This window comes from Pseudoalteromonas sp. AWH4_217 (assembly GCF_056161105.1).
This window is the reverse complement of the sequence record NZ_JBSWYM010000001.1, coordinates 234415-260362: the sequence shown is the minus strand read 5'-3', so window position 1 is coordinate 260362 and position 25948 is coordinate 234415. Positions and strand designations below refer to the sequence as shown.

The 25948-nt window shown below is 48.3% G+C and carries 24 protein-coding genes; 17 read left to right on the top strand and 7 right to left on the bottom strand.

From position 1 onward, the window contains the following. Positions 1-1119, top strand: coding sequence for a hypothetical protein (locus ACXAH1_RS01135; RefSeq protein ID WP_475193103.1), 1119 nt, complete (start codon positions 1-3; stop codon positions 1117-1119). Between the two features lie 314 nt (positions 1120-1433). On the opposite strand, the gene ACXAH1_RS01130 is transcribed toward ACXAH1_RS01135, so the two are convergent. Both ACXAH1_RS01130 and ACXAH1_RS01125 read right to left on the bottom strand, forming a co-directional pair. Then, positions 1434-1802 carry a site-specific integrase gene (locus ACXAH1_RS01130; protein ID WP_475193101.1) on the bottom strand — a complete coding sequence of 123 codons (369 nt, stop codon included), beginning with the start codon at positions 1800-1802 and terminating at the stop codon, positions 1434-1436. Positions 1803-1825: 23 nt separating this feature from the next. After that, positions 1826-3031: an IS256 family transposase gene (locus tag ACXAH1_RS01125; protein ID WP_475193099.1), complete on the bottom strand. Its 1206-nt coding sequence runs from the start codon at positions 3029-3031 to the stop codon at positions 1826-1828. Positions 3032-3466: 435 nt separating this feature from the next. Here ACXAH1_RS01125 and dusA point away from each other — a divergent pair, with 435 nt between their 5' ends. The 7 genes from dusA to ACXAH1_RS01090 all read left to right on the top strand — a co-directional run bounded on the left by dusA (position 3467) and on the right by ACXAH1_RS01090 (position 8306). Continuing rightward, positions 3467-4444, top strand: coding sequence for a tRNA dihydrouridine(20/20a) synthase DusA (dusA, locus tag ACXAH1_RS01120; RefSeq protein WP_475193098.1), 978 nt, complete (start codon positions 3467-3469; stop codon positions 4442-4444). A gap of 171 nt (positions 4445-4615) precedes the next feature. Then, a complete protein-coding gene (locus ACXAH1_RS01115; RefSeq protein ID WP_475193096.1) occupies positions 4616-5281 on the top strand; it encodes a PspA/IM30 family protein in 666 nt (221 codons plus the stop codon). A 60-nt stretch (positions 5282-5341) separates the two neighbouring features. Beyond that, positions 5342-5548 (top strand): PspC domain-containing protein, encoded by a 207-nt coding sequence (locus ACXAH1_RS01110; protein WP_475193095.1) that lies wholly within the window; start codon positions 5342-5344, stop codon positions 5546-5548. Between the two features lie 9 nt (positions 5549-5557). Next, the gene (locus ACXAH1_RS01105; protein ID WP_475193092.1) at positions 5558-5881 is read left to right on the top strand and encodes a hypothetical protein; all 324 of its coding nucleotides are present in this window, start codon (positions 5558-5560) and stop codon (positions 5879-5881) included. 139 nt (positions 5882-6020) lie between these two features. Further along, positions 6021-6533, top strand: a complete 513-nt coding sequence (locus ACXAH1_RS01100) for a copper chaperone PCu(A)C (protein ID WP_475193090.1) — start codon at positions 6021-6023, stop codon at positions 6531-6533. Positions 6534-6565: 32 nt separating this feature from the next. After that, entirely contained in the window at positions 6566-7540 is a 975-nt protein-coding gene (locus ACXAH1_RS01095) for a DUF2333 family protein (protein WP_253046968.1), read from the top strand. Positions 7541-7544: 4 nt separating this feature from the next. Next, complete coding sequence (locus ACXAH1_RS01090; RefSeq protein WP_475193088.1) at positions 7545-8306, top strand: TIGR04219 family outer membrane beta-barrel protein; 762 nt, start codon at positions 7545-7547, stop codon at positions 8304-8306. Positions 8307-8368: 62 nt separating this feature from the next. On the opposite strand, the gene ACXAH1_RS01085 is transcribed toward ACXAH1_RS01090, so the two are convergent. Beyond that, complete coding sequence (locus tag ACXAH1_RS01085) at positions 8369-9250, bottom strand: TIGR03899 family protein (RefSeq protein WP_253046549.1); 882 nt, start codon at positions 9248-9250, stop codon at positions 8369-8371. Between the two features lie 2 nt (positions 9251-9252). Continuing rightward, on the bottom strand, positions 9253-9777 hold the full coding sequence (locus ACXAH1_RS01080; protein WP_475193087.1) for a hypothetical protein: 525 nt from the start codon (positions 9775-9777) through the stop codon (positions 9253-9255). A gap of 184 nt (positions 9778-9961) precedes the next feature. Here ACXAH1_RS01080 and ACXAH1_RS01075 point away from each other — a divergent pair, with 184 nt between their 5' ends. Together ACXAH1_RS01075 and ACXAH1_RS01070 are read left to right on the top strand one after the other, a co-directional pair. Then, positions 9962-12148: a bifunctional diguanylate cyclase/phosphodiesterase gene (locus ACXAH1_RS01075; RefSeq protein WP_475193084.1), complete on the top strand. Its 2187-nt coding sequence runs from the start codon at positions 9962-9964 to the stop codon at positions 12146-12148. A gap of 63 nt (positions 12149-12211) precedes the next feature. After that, a complete protein-coding gene (locus ACXAH1_RS01070) occupies positions 12212-14401 on the top strand; it encodes a YgiQ family radical SAM protein (protein ID WP_475193083.1) in 2190 nt (729 codons plus the stop codon). Positions 14402-14444: 43 nt separating this feature from the next. Here the strand turns inward: ACXAH1_RS01070 and ACXAH1_RS01065 are convergent, their stop codons facing one another. From ACXAH1_RS01065 to coaBC, 3 genes are all read right to left on the bottom strand, one after another. After that, positions 14445-17204, bottom strand: a complete 2760-nt coding sequence (locus ACXAH1_RS01065; RefSeq protein WP_475193081.1) for an alpha/beta hydrolase family protein — start codon at positions 17202-17204, stop codon at positions 14445-14447. 152 nt (positions 17205-17356) lie between these two features. Continuing rightward, positions 17357-17947 (bottom strand): nucleoid occlusion factor SlmA, encoded by a 591-nt coding sequence (gene slmA / locus ACXAH1_RS01060; protein WP_138545261.1) that lies wholly within the window; start codon positions 17945-17947, stop codon positions 17357-17359. A gap of 156 nt (positions 17948-18103) precedes the next feature. Further along, on the bottom strand, positions 18104-19303 hold the full coding sequence (coaBC, locus tag ACXAH1_RS01055; protein ID WP_475193080.1) for a bifunctional phosphopantothenoylcysteine decarboxylase/phosphopantothenate--cysteine ligase CoaBC: 1200 nt from the start codon (positions 19301-19303) through the stop codon (positions 18104-18106). A 160-nt stretch (positions 19304-19463) separates the two neighbouring features. Between coaBC and radC the strand changes: the two genes are divergently transcribed. The 7 genes from radC to ACXAH1_RS01020 all read left to right on the top strand — a co-directional run bounded on the left by radC (position 19464) and on the right by ACXAH1_RS01020 (position 25947). After that, positions 19464-20138, top strand: coding sequence for a RadC family protein (gene radC, locus ACXAH1_RS01050; protein ID WP_054014844.1), 675 nt, complete (start codon positions 19464-19466; stop codon positions 20136-20138). A 278-nt stretch (positions 20139-20416) separates the two neighbouring features. Then, positions 20417-20653, top strand: coding sequence for a 50S ribosomal protein L28 (gene rpmB, locus ACXAH1_RS01045; protein WP_010383680.1), 237 nt, complete (start codon positions 20417-20419; stop codon positions 20651-20653). 12 nt (positions 20654-20665) lie between these two features. Then, positions 20666-20821: a 50S ribosomal protein L33 gene (gene rpmG / locus ACXAH1_RS01040; protein ID WP_005493124.1), complete on the top strand. Its 156-nt coding sequence runs from the start codon at positions 20666-20668 to the stop codon at positions 20819-20821. A gap of 215 nt (positions 20822-21036) precedes the next feature. Beyond that, positions 21037-21927 (top strand): TauD/TfdA family dioxygenase, encoded by an 891-nt coding sequence (locus tag ACXAH1_RS01035; protein WP_475193077.1) that lies wholly within the window; start codon positions 21037-21039, stop codon positions 21925-21927. Positions 21928-21935: 8 nt separating this feature from the next. After that, positions 21936-23462 (top strand): AMP-binding protein, encoded by a 1527-nt coding sequence (locus tag ACXAH1_RS01030; RefSeq protein WP_475193076.1) that lies wholly within the window; start codon positions 21936-21938, stop codon positions 23460-23462. A gap of 11 nt (positions 23463-23473) precedes the next feature. After that, positions 23474-24604 carry an aminotransferase class III-fold pyridoxal phosphate-dependent enzyme gene (locus ACXAH1_RS01025; RefSeq protein WP_475193074.1) on the top strand — a complete coding sequence of 377 codons (1131 nt, stop codon included), beginning with the start codon at positions 23474-23476 and terminating at the stop codon, positions 24602-24604. After that, positions 24604-25947, top strand: coding sequence for an aspartate aminotransferase family protein (locus ACXAH1_RS01020; protein ID WP_475193072.1), 1344 nt, complete (start codon positions 24604-24606; stop codon positions 25945-25947). Before ACXAH1_RS01025 ends, ACXAH1_RS01020 begins: the two co-directional genes overlap by 1 nt. The last annotated feature ends 1 nt before the right edge of the window (position 25948 follow it).

Genomic DNA, 25948 nt, shown 5'->3' with positions numbered 1-25948 from the left:
ATGTTGTTTGTTCTAGACCCTAATAGCCCTAAATTTATGGTGTTTGAAAAGTTAAACGAGGAGTTATTATACTTTCTACAACATTCGGTAGCTGGAGGTCGGTTTAAGCGGTCTTTACTCTCTCGACATGCTGTAGGTCAAGCATGTTGGGACAATGCGAAAGCTAACAATGCTGGAGCAAAAGGAGATTTAACGCGCGATAAATTTCATAAGCTGTTCTTAGCTTTAAAAGAAGAAGCTCAAGCAGTACGACACCAGTTATTCGTTACAATGCAAAACAATCAGAACTTAAATACGTTTTTTTCAGCCCCTAACCGGTCTTTGCTGAGCTTTCTTTCAGATAAAAGCTTTAAGGCGTTGAAAAACCTGGCAAGTCACTTGTATTGTTCTACAAAAGATTTACAAGGCGTAATTACAGCAGCAAACAATAAAAATATTGGCAATCATTTTAATGATTTTAGATTGATTAACGGGGAGGTCTGTCGAGCTTGTGGTATGGAAAAGCTTGCTCCGTTTAGGGCTCATGTTGATGATGAAGAGCAATGGAGAGCTGACTATGACCATCAACTTTGTAAATCTAAGTATCCTCTTTATGCTGTCCATCCTGACAACTTAGTACCACTTTGCCGAACATGTAATCAAGATGCTAAGAAGGCTAAAGATCTTTTTAAATGCACTAATGGCCTGAATCGATTAGCTTTAAATCCATTTACAGAAGATGCCCAGAACTTTCTAACTGTTGAAATTGAAAACTTATTAGACCCAGAACCTAAAGCGATACTAAAGTGGAATACTCGTAATGCAGCCACGTTAGATAAACTGAACACATGGGACGATGTATATGAAATCCGCAATAGAGTTGAAGGTAAGTATATTTCGATAGTTAATCTTATCCAAGATGAGATTAACCCTTCAGATGCACAAGAGCTTGATGTTGGTGTACAAAGTAAAACAAGGCCAGTAAATGCAAATACACTAAAGCGGAAGGAGTGGGCATTCTGGGAACGAAAAGTATTTTCTGCTATCAATGCTGTTGATAAATCGGCATTTTGGGCGCAACTTGAATTTAGCAATGAACAAGGGGAGGAAGGTGGCGAATATATAATCCAAGGTGATTAGCTTTTATATCAAACTATCATTCGTACAAACGCCTAGCACTTATTTGCATTTTTGACATTTAAAGACGCAGTTCTAACATTGACCCTTCGTGAGTATTTAAGAAGGGGAGATGATGCCTGTTCATACAAGAACAAAGCTTAATGAGCTAGATAACCTCCATGGTGTTGTTATTAGTCGCTGCTATAACATCATGAAGCTTTGGGGGTTCACTTATTCGTGAATTTTGAGGTGAAGTGTTCTCAGAAAACTCGTAAGCAGGTTGCTTGAAGCAGATTGGCTCTGTGAACCAATCTATCATCTAAACAGTTTGTACTTTAGTTATTTGTGCTTTTAGTCATTTCTAAGTGAATAAGAGTTTCAGGGAAAACTGTGACGTAGATGTCGTGCAGGATCTTCAGATCTTTATGCCCAGATACTGCCGCAACTTGCGGTAAACTAAACCCTTTTTCGATGAGTAAACTACAACCTTCACGATGTAAATCTCGATATTGAAAATCTTCAATACCAAGACTACGAATGACCCTTCTAAAACCTGTATCAACTGTTTTGGGGTTGTAAGGAAAGATAAATTTACTGGTACGCGGCTGTTTTAAAATAAGCTCAAGGGCTCTTCCTTTGTCTAATAATGGCAACAACATATCGTTACCTTGTTTATGAACACCCTCTCTGTAGAGGGTGTTCATAATTCTGTGTCAGCCTACTGAGCTCAAAGCTCGATGTAGTCATCCAAGCGTCCTGGAAAGTGGATAGCCATCTGCGACAGCGTGAGATTCCAGTTCTGGATAGGATGCGTCCAGCGCTCTTGAGCTTTAAGTATACCGGCATAGAGTAACTTTAGTAAGCTGTTTTCATTGGCAAAACCGCCCTTAGTTTTGGTCAGTTTTCGGAACTGGCGATGTACAGCCTCCACGGCATTTGTCGTGTAGATAGGCGTTCTTACGTAATCCGGGTACTTAAAGTAAGCGCTGAGTGTCGGCCATTTACAGCGCCATGATTTGATGATCAAAGGGTATTTTTCACCCCACTTGGCTTCCAGTTCGTCCAGCGCTATTTCAGCAGCATTCAGGGTTGCAGCCTTATAAACGCATTTGAGATCCGCCATGAAAGCCTTCTGGTTTTTGGATGCCACGTATTTGAGTGAGTTACGGATCTGGTGAATGATACAGTGTTGGATCTCTGTGTTCGGATAGATGGTTTCAATGGCTTCAGGGAAGCCTTTGAGGCCATCCACGCAGGCAATCAGGATGTCTTTAACGCCTCGATTATTAAGGTCGGTCAACACGCTTAGCCAGTGATGGGCACCTTCCTGGTCTGAGAGATAGAGGCCCAAAAGCTCCTTTTTACCTTCGATGTTGAGAGCCAAAATGGTGTAGATGGCTTTACTGACATAACGTCCGTTTTCTTTGATCTTGTAGTGAATAGCGTCAAGCCAAACAATGGGATATATGGCTTCCAAATCACGTTCACGCCAAGCCTGGAGCTCAGGCAGTAGCTTGTCTGTTACGGCATTAATAGTACCGTTGGAAATAGATATATCGTACATATCGGCGATGTGAGCGCGGATATCCTGGTAGCTGTTACCCAAGGCAAACAGCGCAAGAATCTTACGTTCTAAGTCTTCGGTCAGATGGGTTTGGTGCTTTTTCACCAACTGCGGCTCGAAGGTGCCTGCTCGGTCACGAGGTGTCTCAAGTTCAAATGCACCAGTGGGCCCTTTGACGGTTTTAGTGGATTTACCGTTCTTACGGGTGGGCTCGGAGCTTTCAGCTAAGTGGTTTTCCAACTCAGCCTTCATTGCGGCTTCAGTGAGCTGTTTTATCAACGGGGTGAGCGCTCCATCTTTACCAGTGAGGTTTTTGCCGTCCTGGAGCGCTTTCAATACAGAATCTAAATCAAATTTTTGTGTAGTCATGGGTCATTTCTCTTTTTGTATCTTAACTTATCGAAATGACACAGAAAATTGAACACTACCTCTCTGTAGGTTTCTCGCCGTTCTCTAATGAGTGAATGAGCTCTTTTGCCCACTTGGTAGCTGCAGCTTTGTAGTCAAAGGTTTTGCGTTTGCTAAAGCTAACGCGGCCGCATGTCTTTTCTCGCAATGTTGCGCTATACCTAACTTTATTTTTCTTATTGGCTGGCTCAACGACTTCTATGGTAAAATACGCCACTTTTTTCTCCGTCATATGATGTAACTTAGCGTCATTTTCTGGGTCCTATTTAGGGTCCAGACAACGCTAGGGGTCCTATTTGGGGTCCCAAAATGATGGTTTAACGAACGATTTTGAAGTTGAGAGGTTGCTTGTGTTGCATGAGCTGAACCCAGTAAACACAAGGCTTAGAGAATAATATGAGCAAAAAACCAATTAACCGCAGATTTAGTGTCGCTCCAATGCTGGACTGGACGGACCGCCATTGCCGGACTTTTCACCGTAAGCTGACCAAACACGCGGTGCTTTACACAGAGATGATCACCACGGGTGCCATTATCTTTGGTAAGGGTGATTACCTGCACTTTGGTGAGCACGAAATGCCAGTGGCGTTGCAGTTGGGTGGCTCCGACCCTAAAGCGCTGGCTGAATGTGCCAAGCGCGCGGAGCAATATGGTTATAACGAAGTGAACCTCAATGTGGGTTGCCCGTCGGATCGGGTACAAAATGGCCGTTTTGGTGCGTGTCTGATGGCTGAGCCTGAGCTGGTGGCTGAATGTGTTGCAGCGATGAAAGGCGAAGTGTCTATTCCGGTGACGGTGAAAACCCGTATCGGGATTGATGAGCAGGATTCGTATGAATTTCTGACCCAGCTGATTGAGACTGCAAAGGCCGCCGGCTGTGATGACTTTATTATTCACGCCCGTAAGGCTTGGTTGCAGGGCCTGAGTCCGAAGGAAAATCGAGAAATTCCGCCCCTGGATTACCCTCGTGTGTACAAGCTGAAGCAGGATTATTCCGATCTGCACATCAGCATTAATGGCGGTGTGAAAACCATTGAGGAATGTCAGCATCATCTGGCACACCTGGACGGCGTGATGATTGGCCGGGAGGCTTACAGCAACCCGTTTATGCTCTCTGAAGTCGACAGCGCCCTGTATGGCGCGCCCGCGTTTACTCAGACCCGTCATCAGGTCGTCCGTAGCATGTACGACTACATTGAGTCGGAAATGTCTAAAGGGGCGAACTTCTGGCACATTGCCCGCCATATGCTGGGCATTTTCCAGAATCAGCCGGGTGCGCGAGGCTTCCGTCGCCACTTGTCTGAAAATGGTCATGGTAAGAGCGCCGATATCAGTGTGATGGAAAAAGCCCTGACCTTTGTGCCAGAACTCTAATAGTAATATGGTCAAAAAGGCTAACTATGTGCTTTTTTGACCAACACCCCTCAGAAATCTCTCCTCTCTTTTTTCCTAAAACATACTAAGTTGTTGAATTTAAATTGTAATTGGTTTTTGGCACAAACCTTGGAATAAGTTAACTCACATTAGCTTATCAAGGAGCCTGTCATGGCCTTAATCGACCGAATTGAAGATTTAATCAAAGCCGAGTTCAATGCGTTGCTCGACAAAGCGGATGATCCCAAGAAGGATCAGCGTCACTTACTGACTCAGCTGGAGGAGGCGCTCAGCGAATGCCGCAGCACTGTGGTTCAGGTGATCTGTGAGCAAAAAGCCTTGGCCCGCCGGGAACAGGCGCTGGCCAAAAAAGCGGCGCAATGGCAGCAGCAAGCTGAGTACGCGTTACAAAAGGACCGCGAAGATCTGGCCCGTGCGGCGTTGGTGGAAAAGCAAAAATGTCAGGAAGCACAGCAACAGATTGAAGAGGAAGCGGCACAGCTGCAACAGGCTTACAACAAGCTGGAGCAGGACGCACAGACGCTGACAGAAAAGCTCAATCAGCTGCGCCATAAAGAAGCCCAGCTGACGCGCCGTGAACACACCGCCACTACCCAGCTGAAAGCCCGCAGCGTGGCGAGTCAGCAGTCGGTAGAAGAAGCTATGGCACGTTTTGAGCACCTGGAGCGCAAGGTTGAGCGGGTTGAAGCTGAGGTAGACAGCTATGAGTTAGTGAGTAAAGAACAAGCGCAGTGGCAGGCGCTGGAGACATTGGCGCGCGAAGAGCAAGTCGATAAGGCGCTGGCCGAACTGAAACAAAAAACACACTCAGCTTAGGTATTGGCACACTCAGGTGCCAGATGGGCCCCGAGTATAGCAGCAATGAGGAGAACTCTGATGACAGAACATGACACTTATTACAGCACAACACGTTCGCAGCAACCCCGTAAAAAAATAGCGGGGGTGTGTACCAATTTAGCAAAAAGACTAGATATGCCAACCTGGCTGGTTCGCCTTATCACCGTATTATTGGCATTGAAAGCACCAGTTTTAGTGCTGATGGCGTACTTTATTGCCTGGCTCGTACTGTCGGAGCGTTCCTGAGGAGGCATTATGAAAGCGGCATTTATCTTACTGGTTGGTTTGGTTGTATTATCGGCTTTATCCTGGGTGTCCTCACCCCTGGCCTGGTTCAGCATTCCTGACGTGGTCACGGATGTAAGCTGGGTAGGGATCGAAATGCTCAGCCTGTTTGTGGCTATGATTGCCGTTTTCGCTTTGCTGGCGTTGCTGAGTATAGGATTGCTTGGCGTGATATTAGTGGTGCTCATTGGGCTAGTATTGGCACTGTTATTTAATTCGATCCTGATCGCCGTTCCTTTGTTATTCCTGGTAGCCATTGGTTGGCTGGTGAGTGACAAACAGGTGCTCTGTTAAACTGGTTGGCCGGGCGTTTTGCATTTCAGGCACGACTGGCTAAACAGCTCAGTAGCTGTAAAGAAATGGTGATGAAAGCGCGGTAAACTAAGGGCAATGTGGTATAGTGAACAGACTATACTCAACAAGGAAAGCGCTTATGATCAAAAATTTAGCCTTCTTTATGCTGTGTTCATTACCTTGGATGTCGCAGGCTCACTCCGGCCACACACATGGCGAGTCTCACCAGCATGTTCACGCTGAGCAGGCTCCTGTGACATTAACGCACGCCACTATTCGTGATTTTCTGCCCGCCGCCAAGTCGACCGCGGGATATTTCACCCTGTCTAATACCACTGAGCTGGCAATTACCTTAGTGAAAGCCGAGATTGAGGGGCTGGGGAGAGTGGAGATCCACGAACATGTACATGCCAACGGTATGATGCGCATGCAGCAGATAGATAAACTGGAGATTGCACCTGGTAGCCAGGTTGAGTTTAAGCCTGGTGGGTATCACCTGATGGCTTTTGAGCCAACAAAACCATTAAAAGTGGGCGAAAATCGTAAACTTACACTATATTTTGCTGATGGAAATCGCGTCTATGGTTTGATTGAAGTGATTTCGCTTAAAACGCAGATGCATAACGCGAACAATGGACATCAGCATCACTAGGAGTCTTGATGGATCACAACACACACAATCACATGGCTAAATTCTGGATCGTTTTGGTTACTGTGCTGGTGCTGGGCTACGGCCTGGCGGTATATTGGAGTGCCGAGCCAGACCAGTTCGATGTGGTCGGCAATGCGAAAAGTCATGCTGAACAGTCAAATACCCAGCTGGTCACAGGTTATGTTACCACGCATACATTGATCACCGTGTCGCAGACGTTGCTCGACAAACCGGGTGGTTACTTATCTAATGATGTGCTACCTCCCAGTGTGATGATGGATAATATGCCTGCCTGGGAATATGGCGCGCTGGAAATGGTACGTGATATGGCCTTGTCGATGCGTAAGGATTTCAGTCGTTCGCAATCGCAGTCTACGGAGCACCCTAGTCTTAAAAAAGCGCAACCACAGTTTAATATCAGCTCTACGGCCTGGTTATGGCCAAGTGCAGAAGGGGAGTATCGCACAGGTATTGCACACCTAAACGATTACTTGTTGCAGATATCTAACCCGGTTGATCAGAGCAGTCAATTCTATGCCCGAGCAGACAACCTGAGAGGGTGGTTAAAAGAGGCCGAGAAGCGCTTGGGGAGTTTAAGCCAGCGGCTCAGTGCGAGTGTCGGACAGGACAGATTGAATACCGATTTGGCTGGTGACAGCGCCGCTAATCAGGCAACCTACGCCGCCAATCACCACGAAGTCAAAACCTCATGGTGGAAAATTGACGACGTTTTTTATGAATCCCGCGGGGCGACGTGGGCCTTGTTACACTTTTTAAGAGCGGTTGAATACGATTTTGCGGATGTGCTTGAGAAGAAAAATGCAAAAGTGAGCCTCCAACAGATCATCCGGGAACTTGAAGCCACACAAGAAACCGTGTGGAGCCCGATGATTTTAAATGGTAGTGGTTTTGGATTGGTGGCCAATCACTCGTTAGTGATGGCTAACTATATTTCTCGAGCCAATGCGGCTCTTATTGAACTCAGTGAACTTTTAGCGCAAGGATAAATAAATGAAAAAGTACTGTTTAGCGGCAGCGTTATCTCTGGCCTGCCTCGCACCTGCAGCACAAGCAGACACTCTGTTAGGTTTGTACCTAGGTGGTGAAGCTTGGGGAGCAGAACCTGAGGGGAGCTTTGCTAACACGGGTAACCAGCAAGAATTTGACTTTGAAAAGAAGAACTTTTCGAGCTTCTATGCTGCACTGGAACACCCAGTGCCTTTGGTTCCGAACGTCAAGCTTAAGTATACCGAGCTAAAACTAGATGGTTCAGCGGTACTGAATGAAACCTTCGACTTCGGTAACAAGAGCTTTACCGTGGGTGGTACAGTGAATACCGTAGGCGATCTGAATCATATGGACTACATCCTGTACTACGAATTGTTCGATAATGATTTGGTGTCCTTTGACTTCGGTCTGAATGCTAAGCACTTTGACGGTGATATCAGCGTAACGGGTTTTGCTAATGGTGAAACCACCACTGAGACTGTCGACTTTTCAGGGTTTATTCCACTCGGTTATCTGAGAGGGGAAATTGGCCTGCCGCTCACTGGCTTGAGCGTCTTTGCTGAAGGTAGTTTACTGGCTATCGATGACAGTAAAATTCAGGACTTCCAGGTCGGTGTAGCGTGGGAATTCATCGACAACATGGCAGTGGATATTGCGGTACGTGCTGGCTACCGCTCTATGGTGGTAGAGTTGGATGATGTCGACGATATCACTACTGATTTGGATGCATCGGGCCCGTTCGCTGGTTTACAGATCCATTTCTAAGAACCGCGTTTTACAGAAGCATATCTAAGCATCCGCTGGGTGCTTAGATACGTTTACACCTTTCATGACTCCCAGGTCAGAGTAAATTCTTCTTCCAGTGCTTTACCAAGCAATTGCCTGTAGGTTTTGTTGACCGGGGTGTTGATGAGTTTTTTAAGTTCATCTCCGGTTTGAGTCAGCTTGTAATAACTGAGTACCAGATCGTTGCTGTTGGCCTCGATAGTAAGGTGTTTACCTTGGTATGCCAGAGTCATAGACTGACCTTTTTGCAGGTTTGCTGATTCAATCTCCTGGCGGTAAATCAGGTTAATATCCATCAGGGTCAGTATATGCGGAAAACTTAATCCCGCCTGAGCCAGGTTCAACGACTCTTTTGCCCCTTTTCTCAGTAAATCAAATAGCGAAGGCTTCTTGTAAAAGCCAAGTAAAATCAGATAACTGTCCTCTTTTTCCAGATAGCCACACAGTGAGGCACAGCGTTGTAGTGCATCCGCTTCTTTTTGTGTCATCTGCTTCAGGGTCTGCAAACTTTTTATTGAAAAGGTGCCTGGTGAGATTGATTCTCCAACCAGTATTTTTGCCCATAGTTTTTGCATTGCGCTGTTGGCAATGTCTTCGGCGAGCGCAATAAAGTGCTCCAGCCAGTCAGGATCGGGCCGTCCCCGGCTTGTAACATCCGGGCATAGGGTTAGCGACATGCCCATAATGGATTCAATATTGCGCTGCTGAGCAATGCGCTGTAACTGATTTCGTTTTAGTGCACGTTTTAGTACGCCGTGTTCACTGCGTACGATAAATTGATTCTGATTAGGGTTAGGAGTGCTTGAAAAGCGCCGATCTTCGGATTGGATCGCGGCTTTAGGTTGTTTGATCATGGCGTAGCCGAGCTTTTCTTCTATCAGAAGTGCCAAACTAGAGCGCGCCTGAGCATTTTTAATAGTCATACCTATCCCTGTCTGTGTAATTTTAGTTGGCTGACAATTTGGTTCATCATCATTTTTAGCTGCTGCTCAACATAGTAAGCGGCGAAACGGGCATACAGACCCCCGACCAGAGGCGCATGGTTTTCACCTTTGGCGCTGAGTGTTACCACCACGCTTTCTTCTTGCTGACTCACAGCAAGCTGAATATGTGCGACGTGTTCGGTATCAAATCTGATTTGCGCTGTCACACTTTGCTCGTTCAGGCTTAATACGGTTATTTCGGCCAGCCCCCAAGGGTGGACCAATTCACCATAGCCACCTACCTGCTGAGTCTGAGTCAGAAAGGACAGCTGTAAGTCAGATTGTGGCGTCAATAATCCTTGCCAATTCTCGACATTTAAATACTGCTTCACGGTTTGCACATCTCGCGCAGCGATTGTTTGCTTCGCATGGGCCTGATAGTGAGCGGGAAGCAAAGCGGTCAGGACGCCCAGGCCAAATATAAAAACGACGCCGAATAGAAAAGCTCGGAAAATAGTTGCTGTCATAACTTGCTTTGAGCCGCTATATTATTTAGTTAACGAGCACAAGTAGTTGAACATCGACTATAATATTACTTGAGTGTTAACGGGTATGGATCTTGATAGTAAAAACCTATCATAATTTATAAGAAAACACATAGGCAAATGTGCCATGTGCGCAGAAACTAAGTAGTTGAACATAAGGTTGATGATGGCGTCAGAACAAGAAGAGTTTTTGTTTGCGGATCAAGACTCAACGCATGACTCACTAGAGACAGTCAGCGCGTATTGGGATGTACTGGTTGTGGATGACGATCCAGAAATTCATTCCGTCACTAAGTTGGCCTTATCCGGCGTTGAGTTTTGGGGACGTGCACTTAAGTTTCATCATGCTTATTCTGGTAAAGAGGCGCTTGAAGTCTTAGCGCACAATCCTGAAATTTGCATCTTACTACTTGATGTTGTCATGGAAAGTGACGACGCAGGTTTGTCTGTGGTTAAAAAAGTCCGCGAAGAGTTTGGCAACTATGCGGTTCGGATTATTTTGCGTACGGGTCAGCCCGGCTATGCACCGGAAGAAAAAGTCATTCGAGAATATGATATCAATGACTATAAAATGAAAACCGAGCTGACACGCGGTAAGCTGGTCACATCCCTGTTAACAGCCATTCGTTCTTATCAACAGATCTGTGAATTGGAGCAACAGAGCCTGGCACTGACCAATATTCTGGAAGCCTCTCATGCCATTTTAGGTCACACAGATATGCCCTCATTTGGCTTATCTGTGGTGAATCAACTGGCCAAAATCCTTGGCTCAGAACCACATGGCTTGGTTGCCGGTGCGATTGAAAAGGACGCCAAAGTGATTGTCTTTGGGGGTACTCAAACTTACCTAACCCATATCGGCCAGGGCCTGGAACAAGTCGACAATGGCCGGGTGATAATGCAGGTGCAAAATTGCTTTGATATGGATGCACACCAGCAAACCGACCATGACGTTACTTTCTTGTTACAAGGCAAAAATCGCCGTGCAGCCATTTATCTTGAAGTGGCTGAGCCGCCGAGTGCGGCGCAAATGCAGTTTGCGGAAATCTTTTTAACCAATGTCAGTGTGGGTCTGGACAATATTAAATTGATTAACGAACTGCGCGATGTTGCTTATAAAGATGCCCTCACGCGGTTACCGAACCGCGCAAACTTTGTGGATCAAATCGCGCAATATTACAAACCAGAGCACGATCAGCTGGTGTTTGTGCTGATTGATATCGCTCAGTTTTCAGATATCAACAACGGGCTGGGTCAGGAAGTCGGTAATTTGTTACTGCTGGCTGTAAAGGAACGGTTGGAACAAGAGTGCCCGCAAGGGGAGTTACTCTCACGCATTGGTGCCGATGTATTTGGCGTGTTGTTACCAAAGCAAGGGTTCGACGAAACCCTGTTTCTGGATGCGCTTACCGTGCCTTATCAGGTCGGGGAGCATGTTCTGACTATGCATTTCCACATTGGTGTGTGCTGTCAAAGTGATTTCTCGCCGCAGGGCCTGGAGACTCTGAAGCTGGCTTATATTGCTCTGAACCAGGCCAAACAAGCACGGCAAACACTCAATTGGTACAGCTCAGATCTGGAAGAAAAAATGGCCTGGCGATTAGGCCTCATTCGCCAGCTAAGACAAGACTTTGAGCTAAGAAAGCTTGAGGTGTGGTACCAGCCGCAATTGTGTTTGCAAACTATGACGGTGATAGGATGCGAGGCCTTGCTAAGATGGCCTACCGGAAAAGGTGACTATATCTCTCCCGGGGTGTTTGTACCTTTGGCCGAGGATGCGGGCTTGATTGTCGAAATTGGTCAGTGGGTGCTGGAGCAGGCATGTAGTATGCAAAAGCAATTAAGCTCGCTAGGCCATGATATCAGTGTGGCGGTCAATGTCTCTGTGCCACAATTTAAAGTGGCCAATTACGCTCAGCAGGTTAAACAAACCATTATGGAACACGATGTCCCGCCTGAGAAAATTGAACTTGAGGTAACAGAGAGTGTTGTGATGGATGAGATCAACACGGTGGTGCATACACTGAGTGAACTTAAGTCCTTCGGTGTTGAGGTCGCGATAGATGATTTTGGTACAGGGTTCTCGTCATTGAGCTATTTGCAAAAATTACCTTTAGCCCGACTCAAAATTGACCGTGCTTTTGTAAAAGGGATCCCCCAGGAAGATTCAGGTGCCATTGCTGAGTTGGTAATTTCGTTAGGTCGTCACCTTGGCCTGAAAACCATTGCTGAAGGTGTGGAAACACAGGAACAGGCTGATATTCTCCGGGCATTAGGCTGTGATGAAGTGCAAGGATTTTTCTTTGCCAGACCTATGGCACAAGATGATTTGCTCGCATATTTGAAAAGCTAGTACTGGGAAGCTGTGGTGCTTTTCAGTATAATCCGCTTCTTTTTTCAGCATTGAGCCGTCATCATGAATGCGTTACAGGCAGAGCGCCCGCTTTTTTCTTATCCCAAGTACTGGGCCGAATGTTATGGTCCCGCCCCCTTTTTACCCACCAGTCGTGCAGAGATGGATGCGCTGGGCTGGGACAGTTGCGACATCATTATTGTCACGGGTGATGCTTATGTAGATCACCCCAGCTTTGGTATGGCGGTGATCGGGCGAGTATTAGAAGCACAGGGGTTTCGGGTTGGGATCATTGCTCAGCCGGATTGGTCGAGCAAAGACGCCTTTATGAGTCTGGGTAAACCTAATCTGTTCTTTGGGGTGACAGCCGGTAACATGGATTCCATGATCAACCGTTACACCGCAGAAAAGCGTATTCGTCATGATGATGCTTATACCCCTGGTAATGTAGGTGGTAAACGGCCCGATCGTGCCGTGGTGGTCTACAGTCAGCGTTGTCGTGAAGCCTACAAAGATGTGCCTTTGGTCATTGGTGGCATTGAGGCGAGCCTGCGCCGGATTGCCCATTATGATTACTGGCAGGAAAAAGTGCGTCGCAGCATTATCTTTGATGCCAAAGCGGACTTGCTGATTTATGGTAATGCTGAACGCCCGTTGGTTGAAGTTGCACATCGTATCGCAAACGGTGAATCAATCGACACCATACAGGATGTGCGCGGGACTGCTGTGATCCGTAAGGAACCTTTGCCAGAATGGCGCGGTAGCGACTCAACGGCGATCGATAAAATAGGTAAAATCGACCCGATCCCGAACCCGTATGGGGCAGATGATGTAGGCTGCAGTAAGTCGGAGTTTGTTCAGGCCGAAAAACAGCAGGCCGAAACAAAGGCGCAACCCATTGTGGTGCAGCCACCCAGGCTCAAACCCTGGGAAAAAGTCTATGTTAAGCTGCCTGCCTATGAGCAGGTTAGCGTAAACAAGCCGCTGTACGCCCATGCATCGCGGATCCTGCATCAGGAAACCAATCCGGGTTGTGCCCGGGCATTGTTTCAGCGCCATGGTGATCGCAGTGTGTGGGTAAACCCACCAGCTTTTCCGCTGGAAACTGAGGAAATGGACGAAGTATTCGGGTTACCTTACCAACGTGTACCGCATCCCAGTTATGGCGATGAAAAAATCCCAGCCTATGACATGATAAAAACATCAGTGAACATCATGCGAGGCTGTTTCGGGGGGTGTAGTTTCTGCTCAATCACAGAGCACGAAGGGCGCATCATTCAGAGTCGCTCTGAGCAGTCTATCATTGATGAGATTGAGCAGATCCGCGATAAAGTCCCTGGGTTTACTGGGGTGATCTCCGATTTGGGAGGGCCAACGGCCAACATGTACAAGCTGCGCTGTAAGAGTAAAAAAGCAGAAAGTACGTGTCGTCGCCTGTCGTGTGTATACCCGGATATTTGTAAGCATATGGACACAGATCATACGCCAACCATAGACTTGTACCGTAAAGCCCGGGATGTTGACGGGGTGAAAAAGATCTTGATTGCCTCAGGTGTACGCTATGACCTGGCGATTGAGGATCCGCGCTATGTCAAAGAGCTGGTCACCCATCACGTCGGCGGGTATCTGAAAATTGCGCCAGAGCATACTGAGCAGGGGCCACTGTCTAAAATGATGAAGCCGGGCATGGGCACTTACGACAAGTTCAAAGAGCTATTCGAAAAGTATTCCAAAGAGGCGGGCAAAAAGCAGTACCTGATCCCTTACTTTATTTCTGCACATCCGGGCACGACGGATGAAGACATGGTGAATATGGCGTTGTGGTTAAAAGCCCATGACTTTAAACTCGATCAGGTGCAAAACTTCTATCCGTCTCCCATGGCCAACGCAACCACCATTTATCATACTGAGATGAACTCGTTGCGTAATATCAAAAACAACAAAGAAGTGGTGGCTGTGCCCAAAGGAGCTAAGCAGCGCCGTCTGCATAAGGCGATTTTACGATACCATGATCCGGCTGGCTGGCCGATGATCCGCGAGGCGCTGAAAAAAATGGGTAAGGCAAACTTGATCGGTCGCGGACCGCAGTGCTTAGTACCTGAAGCAGGACGCAATGAAGGTAAGAGCAACACCCGACGCAAGCCCGGCACTAAAGCACTGACCCGCCACAGTGGCTTTGGCCAGTTTAACCAGGCCAATACCAAGCCCAGAGTCGGTAAGAATAAACCTTCAGGCCGTAGCACCAAACGCTAGTGAACTGAGTAAAAAAAAGCCGCTTAATAGCGGCTTTTTTATTTTAGTTGCTGCTCTCTTTGCGATAAGGGATCCCGGACTTGATCCAGTCTGCGGCGGGTTTGCCCATCAGATAGTGATCAAAGTAGTCCTTCATGCGGATGGAGTAGTCGACCTGATTTGGAAATTGCTTCAGGTGATGTGGCTCGCCTTCGTACTGCAAGAAGATCGCATCTTTATTGTGACGACGCAGTGCCAGGTAATACTGGATCCCTTCCTGCCAGGGTACAGCGCCATCTTTATCTCCAAACATCAGTAAGATAGGGGTTTTGACCTTATCGGCATAGAAGACCGGAGAGTTCTCTATATATAGCTCAGGCGCTTCGGTCAGCGGCTTGCCGATCCGGCTCTGCCCGGTTTCATACTGGAACTGGCGCGCCAGGCCCGACTTCAGACGAATACCGCTGTAAGCTGAGGTCATATTTGAAACCGGTGCACCAGATACCACGGCTTTAAACATATCGGTTTGAGTGACGGCAAAGGCACTTTGATAGCCTGCCCAGGAGTGTCCCTGCAGACCAATTTTGTCAGGATCAGCCACACCCAGGTCAATCAGCTTTTGTGCAGCATTGACTAATGTTTGCGTAGAAGAGCGACCCGGATAACCGATTTCAAATCGAATATCAGGCAGGAATATGGCATAACCATTGGAGGTGAACATCGGCAGATTTGGTCTGTGGTTCAGCACCATATGTGGAAAGTCGTACATGCGTTGGCTCATGTATCGATAAAAATAGAATACCACAGGGACTTTCTGGCCGGGCTGATAGTTAGCGGGTTTGATCAGCACTCCCTGTAATTGTTCACCATTGTAACCCTGATATTGCACCAGCTCCGGTTTTTGTCCCCATGCAAAGGTACTCAGCTGAGGGTTCAGGTTGGTAATTTTGTTGCGTTTATCAAAGGTACTGTCTGTTTGCCACAGATCCGGAAATTCGTGATAACTCTGTCTGGTAAACAGCAGCGTGTCTGCCTGCTTCGCTTTTTCTATTAGGCTGTACTTGGCTTCGCCGGAGGTTAGAGTGGTTAGCTTGCCTGTTGCCAGGTTGAGTTTTGCAATGTGTGTTTGCTTGTTTGCCAGATTATGAGCTGAGAGATACACCTGCTCATCTGATGTAAAGCCGACAAAGTCTTTATCCAGCTTGATAACCCGGTATTGTGTCTGGTGTTCCTTGCCCTGTGTCAGGCGCGTGCCCTGACCTGTTTTAGCATCAAAAGCCCAGATATCGAATTTACTGTAGGCATATAGTGTACCGCCGTCTTGTTGCCAGCCGGCAAATCCATAGCCTGGATTAGGTTCTGGATAATCATGGCGGTCATCTCCAAACAAGGCATCGCGAACGGCTTTGCTCACAGCCGTTTCTTTTTGCGCATGCAAGTCTTTGAGCCAAAGTTGATCATGCATAAAATAAGCGGCGTGTTTGCCTGTGGGTGACAAGGTCGGGCGATTGGGGGCTTCTTTCACAATAAAGCTGCGTGCGCCAGTGGCAACCTGAACAGCATAATAGTCCGCATAGAAGCCCTTATACATGATCTGTTCCAGGTAGGGTTGATCATTACTGGCAAGCAGGAAAGTTGCTTCGCGGTTGAGTGTGACGTCACGGGCCGTTTCATCACTGAGCTGCGCAACACGTTGACTGTTCAAGTGGTACACTGCTTGGTAATTGCGATCACGATTTGTCTCTTCCCAGGTTTTGATCTCCCGGGGTTTTATCTGGGCGTCATTATTATGCCAGACCTTAAGACCTGACTGCGCCATAATGGTATCCAGATCTGTCAGTGACGCCTGATCCTGATATTTTTTCTCAACCGGCTTTGGCGCCAATAGCGGGCGGTTTTCAAAGTAAAGTCGCTCGCCTTGTTCCGACCAGCTTAGTGCCGCTGATTTGGCACTGTACCAGCCTTGTGGTTGCACGACCTCTGTAAAGCGGTCTACTTTGGCATCCCACAATCTAACCTGGTAAGCTCGGCGGCGCGTATCGTCGTTGACATAATTGCCCTGAGTAAAGGCGACCAGTGACGAGTAGGGGTGCCAGGCGATATGTGACAGGGTCACACCCGGTTCATCTATCAGCACACTGGCCTGAGCGCGAGCAAGGTCAAAGTACTGTATCTGATTGCCTGCGCCGTCTTCATTGTGTTGGCTCATGAGTACGCCGTATTCTGCCGGACTCAATGCATAACGACCAACCTGTTCAAATTGGTACTGCTGATCTGAGTTTAAGTCCACAATAACCAGTGGATAGGTTTTGTCTTTCTTATCGGCAGGGATTTTAGCGTCGTCGCTTTGTTCTGATTTTTCTGACGGCTCGGCTTTTATATCCTGGCGGTAAGCCAGCCAGCGGCCATCGCCGCTCAGCTGATAGTCTTTGACCGCATCAAAGGTACGTTGCTCTCCAGTGAGGGTATTGACCAGTACCAGCGCACGTTTGAGCTCTTTGCGGGCTTTTTTATCAGACGTCTCTGACGTCAGCAAGCTGGGGACTTGAGTGAAAGCAGCCCAGTTAGCGGCGCGATTGAGTTGAGCTTTGGTACCACGTTCAACGCTGGCAATCAGTCGGTTGGTTTTGAGGTCATAAACCTGACCTGTGCTATCACCGCGGTAGGGCTTTGCGCTGAGCGCAACAAAGCGCCCGTCTTCTGACAAGACTCTGCCTTGTGCATATTTAAAGTCAAATACATCACTAAACTCCAGATTGGGTTTAGCGGCCAGTGCGGAAGCTGAAAACAGCGCGGCCGTGAGTAAAGATTTAGCAAACGTCATAATATGATTCTTGTTCGATAGGAGTTGTAACTTTGTAACACTTTTATCTGGGAGACAAAACAGTGCTGCGTTGGGTGTGAGGAAAAACTGGATAAAGCCAGGCGGACAAGGCCCGCCATACAAACCACAAGTTAAAAACGTCAGGCGCGCCTTTATGGCAACCAGATACGCTGTAGTTCTTGCCAGTGACTGCTAAAGTTCGCTGCGGGTTTGGCTTTGAAGTCACTGCGAACAAACTGGTTCATTTTGCCTTCCACATAGGCCAGAAAAAAGTTTGCCAGGGCGGCTTCGTCGCTGGCAAAGGTTTTGCCTTCGCGTAATTTGCGCTCACGCAGTACTTGCTTGAACTGCGTCTCAAGCTTTTCAAACAAACCCTGTACACGCTCTCGTAATCGTTCCTGTTCACCCTGCAGTGCATCGCCAGTAAGAATACGGGTGATCCCCGGGTTTTTCTCGGAAAAGGTGAGTAACAGCATCAGGATGTTGTATACACGGCTTTGCGTTTCTTTCTCATTTTCCAGGATCAAATTAATGCGAGACAGTAAGGTATCTTCGATAAATTCGATCAGCCCTTCAAACATGCGGGCCTTGCTGGGGAAATGACGATACAACGCAGCCTCAGAAACACCGACTTCCGTCGCCAGCTTGGCGGTGGTAATACGCTGCCCGGGACTGGTTTCAAGCATCTGCGCAAGGGATTGAAGTATTTGCTCTTTGCGATTACTGCGTTTAGTCGCTGGCATGAGATTTCCTTTATGATTATCGTTATTTTAGTAGGAGCGGGCCCGTGAGCTGGCAGTCGTTACGCACACCTGAACGATTGCACAATGGGCCCTGTACTCAATTATCTGGCCATGTTAATGCTTTATTCAGCTTCTTTCCAGTCTTTTAACATGAACTTAATTAAGTTTACCCGCAATTGCTTTGACGACAGTAAGCGCTAACTCTGACTTGCTTGCCAGCGGTAAAGATTGTTGTTCCTTGTCCCAGAACAGGGTAAGTGCATTGTCATTGGCATTAAAACCGATCCCTGCCTGGCTCACATCATTGGCGCAGATCATATCTAAACCTTTGTTTTTCAATTTACCTTGTGCATATTGTGCGACATCCTGAGTTTCAGCGGCAAAGCCAACGGTATAGGGTCGCTGCGCGGTCAGCGCGGCAACATCGGCAATGATGTCGGGATTTTTCACCAGCGTCAGGGTCATCTCATCGCCCTGCTTTTTGATTTTTTGTTCGGCAATATCGGCGGCACGATAGTCCGCAACCGCGGCGCAGCCAATAAACACATCTGATCCGGGCGCCAGCGTCATAGCGGCTTGATGCATATCTAATGCACTGCTCACGGAATGGACGTCACACCCCTGAGGGGGGGTGAGCGAGACCGGACCTGAGATAAGGTTGACTTTGGCGCCTAATGCAAGTGCCGCTTCGGCCAACGCATACCCCATTTTACCTGAGCTGTGGTTGCTGATATAGCGCACCGGATCGAGTGCTTCACGTGTGGGTCCCGCGGTGATGGTGACTGTTTTACCAGCCAGCAGCTGCGCTTCGGGGGTGAGAGCTTTGAGTGCCAGTGACACGAGTTCATTAGGCTCCAGCATACGGCCTTTTCCAACATCACCACAGGCCTGCTCGCCCTGGCCTGGTCCCCATATTGCTACACCTCTGCTTGCCAGTGTGACGAGGTTATTTTGGGTGGCAAGGTGCGCGTACATTTGCTGATTCATGGCCGGTGCAATAGCGACTTTAGCGGGGGTTGCCAGTAACAAGGTCGTCAGCAGGTCATCGGCGATACCGCTGGCCATCTTGGCGATGATATTGCTGCTGGCCGGGGCAATCATTACCAGATCCGCCCATTTGGCCAATTCAATATGCCCCATAGCGGCTTCGGCTGCCGGGTCGAGCAATGAGTCTGCAACGGGCTCGCCGGATACGGCCTGCATAGTCAGCGGGGTAATGAATTGTTTGGCTGACTCCGTCATTACAACCCTGACTTCACAGGCCTGATCTTTTAACCGTCGTACCAGTTCGGCACATTTATAGGCGGCGATTCCGCCGCTGATCCCCAGAAGAATACGCTTGTGTGTTTGGCTCATGCTCGGCCCCTGCAAATTGAAACTAGCGCTAAGATAGCATAGCCCGCCTGTGGTTTTGAATTATTCTGCTGCCCGTCTACACTCAGATCATCACAGTGACGTGATGATGAGCAATTTACACCCCTGTTCAGCAGATTGACTTGATTAACAAGGAGGAATTATGCAACTGATGGCAATACCGAAAGCGCAGCGACCAAGAGAGCGTTTATTAAAGTGTGGTGCGGGATCTCTGAGTGATGCCGAATTGCTGGCTATTTTTCTACGCACGGGTGTGGCCGGCATGAATGCGATAGAACTGGCTCAGTCTCTAATCGAACAAAGTGGCTCGTTACACAATCTGATGAACGTCACCCTGGGTGAGTTCTGTGAATATAAAGGGGTAGGTGAAGCCAAGTATGTTCAGTTACAAGCCGTGCTTGAGCTTAGTCGACGTTATTTACTGGAGGAAGTGGTACGTGATGCGCAGTTTGGTTCGCCTCAGGCGGTCAGTGACTACTTAAAAATTCAGCTCAAGGGGCTGCATCATGAAGTCTTTATGGCGCTGTTTTTAGATAATCAGAATCGCCTGATCCGCGATGAAATTTTATTTTCAGGGACCATCAATGCGGCCAGTGTCTATCCCAGAGAGGTGGTCAAAGCTGCGCTCAAATATAATGCGGCGGCTCTGATCTTTGCGCACAATCACCCATCAGGTGTTGCCGAACCCAGTGAAGCTGACAGGTTGATCACCAATAAGCTGCAGCGCGCGCTGGCTTTGGTTGATATTCAGGTACTGGATCACATGATAGTGGCAGGCAGTTGTTGCCTCTCATTCGCACAAAGAGGGCTGTTATAGCGCCCGATTATGCGCTATTTGATTGGTTTTACCCCGCTTTCCTAGCATAAATTAAAAATAGTTTAATTTAAATGCAGTTTTTACTTTCCTAAGCGGCCATGGATCATTATAATTGGCCGCTATCAAATTTACCCATGAGCTGATTAGGATATCATCAGATCCTTGAACTCTGCCTGTAAATACTGTATAAAGAGCGCCCTTTGATTTTACCCAGGGCAAACAGTTTGAAGGCCTAAGGGGAAATTAAGCTCGAGCGAAGTTATTGGAGATATATAGACATGTCTAAAGTCTGTCAAGTTACAGGTAAGCGCCCGGTTGTTGGTAACAACCGTTCACACGCGCGCAACGCAACTAAGCGTCGTTTCCTACCTAACCTGCAAACACACCGTTTCTGGGTTGAAAGCGAAAAGCGCTTTGTTACTCTACGCACTACTACTAAAGGTATGCGTATCATCGATAAAAAAGGCATCGACGCGGTATTAACTGATATCCGTGCTCGCGGCGAAAAAGTATAAGGAGCTTAAATCATGCGTGATAAGATCCGTCTAGTTTCTACTGCTGGTACTGGTTATTTCTACACTACCGACAAGAACAAGCGTAACATGCCTGAAAAAATGGAGATCAAAAAGTACGATCCTAAAGTACGTAAGCACGTGATCTTCAAAGAAGCGAAAATCAAGTAATTCGCTTTCAGATTCGAAAAACCCGGCTCCGGCCGGGTTTTTTATTGCCTGTTTTCTGCCATGCTACTTTTCTTACTCATACCTACCTGTTTGTTAATTAGGGCTTTTAGCCTAGAACTCCCACCTCTTTGAGACCTACCTGTTTAGTTGGACAGTTATTGCCTGTCGGGCAATCCCTTAGGCTATCTCCGATCGAATTCAAAAAGGAGATGGTAATGAAATATACACTGAAAAATCGGGAAAAAGGGGAGATCCAAATAGTCGAGGCGAATGCTGCACTGGGCCTGGATGCGTTGACACGAGAAGATGTACTGGAATTGGTGAAAGCACATGGTGCGGTTTTATTCCGTGGTTTTGACACCACTCTGGATGCATTTTCAGCCTTGGTTTCCCGCGCCAGCGACAAAGTGACACTGGACCCCGCACGTAAGCATTTTTCTGATAATGCACAGCTGGTCGATGCCGGTACCGATCCGGTCGGACTGCATTTAGAAAATGGTAACGCGCCAAACTTGCCGGATCTCGCCTGGTTTTACTGTAAAAAAGCGGCGAAACGAGGCTCTCAGACAACCTATTGCGATGGCTATAGCGTGTTGGATGACCTGGATCCTGCCTGCAACCAAGACTTTACCACGCGACAAATCAAGTATGCGCGTCACTTACCTGAAGCACTATGGAAAAAGTACACGCTCAATGAAGTGGATGGCCTGGAGCGTATCGAACAAGTGACCTTTGAGCACTTGCAACAACTGGCTGCACACAATCCTGGCCAGACTTTTACCTTACTTGAAGAGGGGGTGGTGTACTCAGAGCTGGTTGTGCCTGCAATCCGCCAGTCTAAGTTCAGTCAGGTTAAAGGGTTTGCCAACAGCTTGCTGGGTCCTTCCTATAACTATGAACCACCTAAAATCACCTTTGGGGATGATCAGAAAATTGATAAGGCTGTCTGGCAGCACATTAATGAGGTCACCGAAGCCCATACCAAAAACATTGACTGGCAGGATCATGATGTCGTGGTACTCGATAACACCCGGGTGATGCACGGTCGTCGCGAAATCATCGACACCGATCGCGAATTATTCAACGCGCTCAGTTATGTGGCATAGGAGTGGATATGAAACAGGCTAAATTAACCGAGATCGTCGGACAATTTCTTCAAAATACGCAGGCGCAGCAGGTTGTCGTTAAGCAGTGTGGCAGTGCACAGCAACTGACGATGCAGGATTTTCGTCATGCACTGGCACAGCTCAATACCAGACTAACCGCACAAGTGGCAGACATCGATCAGCATCTTGTCGCGATAGCGATAGATCCGAGTGCGAACTGGATTTTGCTGGATACCCACTGCATTGTGAGCAAAACGATCAGTGTTCCAATTCCAACTGAGTTCAGTGACGAGCAAATTGCGCATTTGCTTGAGCCGGTTGGCTACTGCTTTGTGGATGATTTTCAGGTGGCAAAACGGATCATGGCCGCAGCCCCTCAGGTTGGCGTGATCTTCTCTGATGGCACCCTAATCAAAGCCACCGACAAAGCACCCAATGCGGAGTTACTATCCCAGCTGAAAAAGCAGGATGTGATTAAAATCATTCATACTTCGGGCACAACGTCAGCACCAAAAGGCGTGTTGATCCGCGATGCCGGGCTGGGTGGTCTGATAGAGACGCTGACGCAGGTTTATCAACATCTGGGTCCCTGGCATTACTATTCTATGGTGCCGTTTTCACTCTTGATTGAGCAGGTGCTGGCCATTTATTTGCCCTTTAGCAGCGGCGGCTCCTGCACTTTACTGCCGAGCGGGATCCGGCCTTTCAGTACCCAAAGCGGTATGGCGGACGAATATCTGGAAAGTGTCCGTTATGCCGACTGCAATGTCCTTTACCTGCCTCCTAAGCTACTTGAGGAGACACTCAGCATATTACAGCGTGGTGAAATAAGTGTTGCGGATATCTTCGGTTCAAATCAGGTACACGTTGTTACTGGCGGGGCAAAAGTGTCGGCACAACTGCTGATTGACCTGCAAGCGTATGGACTGGAGGTTGATGAAGGCTACGGACTGAGCGAAAACTCATCTGTGGTGGCGATTAACACTGGTGCCGGGAAAAAACTGGGCAGTGTTGGCAAGCTATTACCCGGGCTTGAAGCACGGATTGAAGAAGGCGAGCTGCTGATTAAGAGTCCCAGCTTGTGTGCCGGCTACCTTAATCGCGATATCAGTGCATGCGAGTTCAACGACGAAGGGTTTTTGCATACCGGTGATCTGGCTCACTTTGATGAACAGGGTTACCTCTATATCGAAGGTCGGATCAAGAATGTCATCATTTTGTCCAGTGGCCGTAATGTCAGCCCGGAGTGGGTCGAGGCGACCTACAAAGAGCTGGATGATGTGGCTGATGTGGTGGTGTTCGGTGAAGCACAGGAAAGCATTTCCGGTGTGGTGTTTACTAACCAAGAAATGGACGAAGCACAGATCCAGACTGCGCTGGCACAGGTGGCCTCGAGACTACCGACATATTGTCAGATCCAGCAAGTACGGGTGCAACATCTGAGTGAATCACTCAGACGCCGCTACTTTACCGTAACCGGGCGTCCGATGCGGGACAAGATAGCCCAGGATTTCTTTGCTGATATCGCAGCATAAAGGAGCAAATGATGACAGTAAATTCAACAAGCCGGACGCTGCAAAGCGCCTCTGGCGCTACTTTGACATTTGATGACGGTAGTACAGCAATAGACTTGCGCAGTGGCGGTTTTGGTCATGGGCAGCGCGAGATTGTCGCGGCGGTTAAGGCCCAGGTCGAGGCCATGCCATTGTCAAACCGAGTAATGATCACCCCTGTACTGGCAAGTCTGGTGGATAAAATTGCACAGCTGATGCCAGGCGAGCTGTCTGTCAGCTATATCTGTAACTCCGGAGAAGAGTCTTTTGATGGGGCACTGAAGCTTGCCCGCGGTGCAAACCCGGATCGCGATCAGGTGGTGGTGGTATCCGGGAGCCATTTAGGTTGTCTGAGCTATGGCCAGTATTTCTCACAATCAGGCGTGTCTTTGGATTATCTGCCATTGCGTCCTGTCTTTGTCGAAGCCAATGACAGTAAGGCGTTAGCCAGCGCTATTACCGCGCAAACGCTTGCTGTGGTTTACGAGCCTGTATTGACGCAACAGCAGTTGTTGCCATTGAACGAAGATTTCCTGACGACCATGCGCACCCTGTCCAAGAGTACAGGTGCCACCATGATTGCCTATGAAGTGAATACGGGCATGGGTCGTTGTGGTCGCAATTTTGCCACTGAACTGACTTCAGTGGTACCCGATGTGATGGTCATTGGTGGTGCCCTGAACGCAGGGTGTGTGCCGGTGGGGGGATATGTCACACACAAGGCACTGAATGATTTGGTCTACGGCAAGCAAAACCCATCGCTGCATGGCAGCACTACTGGCGGAAACCCGGCCAGTTGTGTGGCGGCATTACAGGCACTACTTGCGTTGGAGTCTCAGGGGATTGCGAACAGGCAAACTCAGATTGGTGCGCAATTGGTGAGCAGCATAGACGGACAGGCAAGCTGCAAGCAGGCGGGGAGCCTGGTGTATGTCACGCTGAAAAACGCCGCACAAGCGGATGCCATGAAGCTGGCATTAGCTGAAGCCGGGTTACTGGTCGCTACCCGGGGGCATGAGCTGCATCTGACTCCGCCTTTGATGATCAGCGACAGTGAACTAGCACAGGCCTGCGCCACATTAAGTAAAATCATCAAGCAAGTTAACGTCAAGGAGGCAGCATAATGGATCTGCAACAAACAGTAGAGACTTTAGATGAACACTGGAACCCTACAGCAGCAAGCCTGTACCGAGTGAGCCGCCGTACTATGGAACAAACCGCGCACAATACAGTGATCCGCGACCATCTTGGTAATGAATTCCTCGACTTTGCCTGTAGTTACGGTGTATTCATCGTCGGTCATACCCAGCCTGAGATCCAGGCCGCGGTGACGGCGCAGCTGGAGCAAGTGTCAATTGGTGCTGTTGGAGTGGAAGATCAGCAAACACAGCGTTTGTCACAGCGCCTGGCAGAGATGTTGCCGGGCGACCTGAATCGCAGCTACTACTGCAATTCGGGTGCCGAGGCCTGTGAACTGTCTATGCGTGCGGTGATCACGGCTCACCCGAGCAGCGACCGGATCGTGGTAGCCCGTAACAGTTACCATGGTAAAACTCTGGGGGCGCTCAATATTCTTGGTCAGCGTGGTCATCGATTACCATTTGGTAAGCTGGCAGATAACGTCGTGTATGTGGATTTTGGTGACATAGCACAAATGCGTGAAGCCATCGCAGGCGGGGCTGCAGCCGTTTTCATTGAACCCATACTGGGTGGGCCTTACCTGCAGGTGCCTCAGCTGGGTTATCTGAAACAAGTAGAAAGTCTGTGCCGGGAGTATGGCACTTACCTGGTTGCGGATGAGATCCAGACTGCGTTTGGCCGTTGCGGCAAACTGTTCGGGATTGACTATGATCAGGTCGAGCCGGATATCGTGATCCTGTCTAAAGGTCTGACCGGTGGACATGCGGCGATTGCCGTTGCGGTTTTCTCCGAGCGCCTGGACAGGCGACTGCGCAATGACATCCAGGTGGATGAGGCTTTCTTCGCGACTGCCGGGGGCCACCCCTATAGCAGCAGCGCCGCTCTGGCAGCATTGGATTTTATCGAGCAGAAGCAATTGGTGTCACTTGCGCAAAAGCAAGGTGAATATCTGCTTAGCGAGATGCGCCGGGTGGCAGCTAAATATCCAGACCTGGTATTAGCCGTGCCCGGGGTTGGTCTGATGACTGGATTAAAGTGCGCCAGTCCGGCAGTTGAAACGGCGATTACTATGATGATGGGACGTCACAACATTCATTTGGGTCACTCCATGAATGAAAAGGCAACGCATCCGGTGCTAAGATTTTATCCGCCACTGACTGTGTCTCATGATGAGGTCACGCGTTGTATCACAGCGTTGGAAGGGGTGCTTGCAACCTTAGGTAAGCGTCCAAAACTATTCCTGAAGCTGATGAATGCGCTGATCAAACGTCAGTTCACTATGCCCAGGAAGTGGTTATATAAAATTACCGGTGTCAAAGCGGCATAAC

What these genes read in the sequence shown, in the direction of transcription:
- ACXAH1_RS01110 (WP_475193095.1), top strand. Translation starts at nt 5,342, where the DNA reads ATGACAGAACATGACACTTATTACAGCACAACACGTTCGCAGCAACCC.
- ACXAH1_RS01070 (WP_475193083.1), top strand. Translation starts at nt 12,212, where the DNA reads ATGAATGCGTTACAGGCAGAGCGCCCGCTTTTTTCTTATCCCAAGTAC.
- dusA (WP_475193098.1), top strand. Translation starts at nt 3,467, where the DNA reads ATGAGCAAAAAACCAATTAACCGCAGATTTAGTGTCGCTCCAATGCTG.
- ACXAH1_RS01125 (WP_475193099.1), bottom strand. Translation starts at nt 3,031, where the DNA reads ATGACTACACAAAAATTTGATTTAGATTCTGTATTGAAAGCGCTCCAG.
- ACXAH1_RS01025 (WP_475193074.1), top strand. Translation starts at nt 23,474, where the DNA reads ATGACAGTAAATTCAACAAGCCGGACGCTGCAAAGCGCCTCTGGCGCT.
- ACXAH1_RS01035 (WP_475193077.1), top strand. Translation starts at nt 21,037, where the DNA reads ATGAAATATACACTGAAAAATCGGGAAAAAGGGGAGATCCAAATAGTC.
- ACXAH1_RS01135 (WP_475193103.1), top strand. Translation starts at nt 1, where the DNA reads ATGTTGTTTGTTCTAGACCCTAATAGCCCTAAATTTATGGTGTTTGAA.
- ACXAH1_RS01100 (WP_475193090.1), top strand. Translation starts at nt 6,021, where the DNA reads ATGATCAAAAATTTAGCCTTCTTTATGCTGTGTTCATTACCTTGGATG.
- coaBC (WP_475193080.1), bottom strand. Translation starts at nt 19,303, where the DNA reads ATGAGCCAAACACACAAGCGTATTCTTCTGGGGATCAGCGGCGGAATC.
- ACXAH1_RS01020 (WP_475193072.1), top strand. Translation starts at nt 24,604, where the DNA reads ATGGATCTGCAACAAACAGTAGAGACTTTAGATGAACACTGGAACCCT.
- ACXAH1_RS01115 (WP_475193096.1), top strand. Translation starts at nt 4,616, where the DNA reads ATGGCCTTAATCGACCGAATTGAAGATTTAATCAAAGCCGAGTTCAAT.
- radC (WP_054014844.1), top strand. Translation starts at nt 19,464, where the DNA reads ATGCAACTGATGGCAATACCGAAAGCGCAGCGACCAAGAGAGCGTTTA.
- rpmG (WP_005493124.1), top strand. Translation starts at nt 20,666, where the DNA reads ATGCGTGATAAGATCCGTCTAGTTTCTACTGCTGGTACTGGTTATTTC.
- ACXAH1_RS01095 (WP_253046968.1), top strand. Translation starts at nt 6,566, where the DNA reads ATGGCTAAATTCTGGATCGTTTTGGTTACTGTGCTGGTGCTGGGCTAC.
- ACXAH1_RS01075 (WP_475193084.1), top strand. Translation starts at nt 9,962, where the DNA reads ATGGCGTCAGAACAAGAAGAGTTTTTGTTTGCGGATCAAGACTCAACG.
- slmA (WP_138545261.1), bottom strand. Translation starts at nt 17,947, where the DNA reads ATGCCAGCGACTAAACGCAGTAATCGCAAAGAGCAAATACTTCAATCC.
- rpmB (WP_010383680.1), top strand. Translation starts at nt 20,417, where the DNA reads ATGTCTAAAGTCTGTCAAGTTACAGGTAAGCGCCCGGTTGTTGGTAAC.
- ACXAH1_RS01130 (WP_475193101.1), bottom strand. Translation starts at nt 1,802, where the DNA reads ATGAACACCCTCTACAGAGAGGGTGTTCATAAACAAGGTAACGATATG.
- ACXAH1_RS01030 (WP_475193076.1), top strand. Translation starts at nt 21,936, where the DNA reads ATGAAACAGGCTAAATTAACCGAGATCGTCGGACAATTTCTTCAAAAT.
- ACXAH1_RS01065 (WP_475193081.1), bottom strand. Translation starts at nt 17,204, where the DNA reads ATGACGTTTGCTAAATCTTTACTCACGGCCGCGCTGTTTTCAGCTTCC.
- ACXAH1_RS01105 (WP_475193092.1), top strand. Translation starts at nt 5,558, where the DNA reads ATGAAAGCGGCATTTATCTTACTGGTTGGTTTGGTTGTATTATCGGCT.
- ACXAH1_RS01090 (WP_475193088.1), top strand. Translation starts at nt 7,545, where the DNA reads ATGAAAAAGTACTGTTTAGCGGCAGCGTTATCTCTGGCCTGCCTCGCA.
- ACXAH1_RS01085 (WP_253046549.1), bottom strand. Translation starts at nt 9,250, where the DNA reads ATGACTATTAAAAATGCTCAGGCGCGCTCTAGTTTGGCACTTCTGATA.
- ACXAH1_RS01080 (WP_475193087.1), bottom strand. Translation starts at nt 9,777, where the DNA reads ATGACAGCAACTATTTTCCGAGCTTTTCTATTCGGCGTCGTTTTTATA.